The sequence below is a fragment of the Mycobacterium sp. NPDC049093 genome (assembly GCF_040704635.1).
Classification (GTDB): domain Bacteria; phylum Actinomycetota; class Actinomycetes; order Mycobacteriales; family Mycobacteriaceae; genus Mycobacterium.
Map to the genome: position 1 here is coordinate 1 of NZ_JBEZJS010000031.1, position 1,463 is coordinate 1,463.

The window sequence follows — 1,463 nt, forward strand, 5'->3', positions numbered from 1 at the left end:
GAGAAATAGTCAAATCCTGTGGATCGAGGGTCGTCAGGCGACCTCGGACACTGGGGTGTCGGGCGATGGTTCCGGGGTGATGTCGACCGGACGTTCGAGGAGCTTGCCCTGGTGGAACACTGCGCCGGCCCGCACCAACGCCACCAGGTGTGGTGCGTTGACCGCCCGCCACCGCGACTGCGCTGCTTCGATCAGCTTGTAGGCCATCGCCATGCCCGCCGCCCGTGATCCCGGGCCCTTGGTCACCCTGGTCCGAAGCCGAACCGTCGCGAAGGTCGATTCGATCGGGTTCGTGGTGCGTAGATGCACCCAGTGCTCGGCGGGATACCGGAAGTACTCGAGCAGCACGTCGGCGTCATCGACGATTTTCTTCACCGCTTTCGGGTACTTCGCGCTGTAGTCACGTTCGAACGCTGCGATCGCCAACTGCGCCTTGTCGATGTCCTCGGCCCCGATGATCTCCTTCATCGCCGCCAACGCACCCGGATGCGCCGATTTCGGGAGTGCAGCAAGAACGTTGGCTTGTTTGTGGAACCAGCAGCGTTGTTCGCGGGTGGCGGGGAACACCTCCCGCAGTGCCCGCCAGAATCCCAAAGCTCCGTCCCCGACCGCGAGCGCCGGCGCGCGCATCCCGCGGCGGCGGCAATCCCGCAGCAGGTCCGCCCAGGACTCGGTGGACTCTCGGTAGCCGTCGGCCAGGGCGACGAGTTCCTTGCGGCCGTCCGCCCGCACCCCGAGCATCACCAACAGGCAGAGCTTTTCCTGCTCGAGCCGGACTTTCAGGTGGATGCCGTCGACCCACAGGTACACGTAGTCGACCTGCGAGAGGTCCCTGGTGCCGAAGGCCTTCGCCTCGTCCTGCCACTGGGCCGTGAGCCGGGTGATCGAGGATGCGGACAGTCCGGCGCCGGTGCCGAGGAACTGTTCGAGCGCCGGCCCGAAGTCACTGGTTGACAGGCCGTGCAGGTACAGCAGCGGCAGCACCTCCGATACCTGCTCGGACTTGCGAGCCCAGGCGGGCAGGATCGCCGAGGAGAACCGCTTGCGCTCGCCGGTATCGGGGTCGATCCGCTTGTCGTTCACGCGGGGCGCCTTCACCGCCACCGCACCCGCCGAGGTCACGACCTCACGTTCGGCGTGGTATCCGTTGCGGACCACCAGTCGGTGGCCGTGTTCGTCGACCTCACCGGCATACCGGGCTACATAGTCGGCGACCTCGGCCTGCAACGCCGCGGCCAGCATCTGCCGGGCACCGTCGCGGACGATCTGGTCGAGCAACGACCGGCCCGCACCGGCCGCATTGCGGGTCTCGTTGGAGTCGTCGTTGTTGTCTACTACCGTGAGCACGGGCGTGCCTTCCCGCCAGCGCGCCAACGCTGGTCTTGATCAGAATTCGGATTCCTTGCAGATCATCTTCCGGGAAGGCACGCCCGCCCGGGATCCACAGGTTCTGATCATTGCTC

General features: G+C 66.1%; 1 protein-coding gene. It reads right to left on the minus strand.

Annotated elements, in window-relative coordinates; genetic code table 11:
• Window positions 1–33: 33 nt before the first annotated feature.
• Entirely contained in the window at window positions 34–1,347 is a 1,314-nt protein-coding gene (locus AB0876_RS34265; protein WP_019344575.1) for an IS256 family transposase, read from the minus strand.
• Window positions 1,348–1,463: the final 116 nt, after the last annotated feature.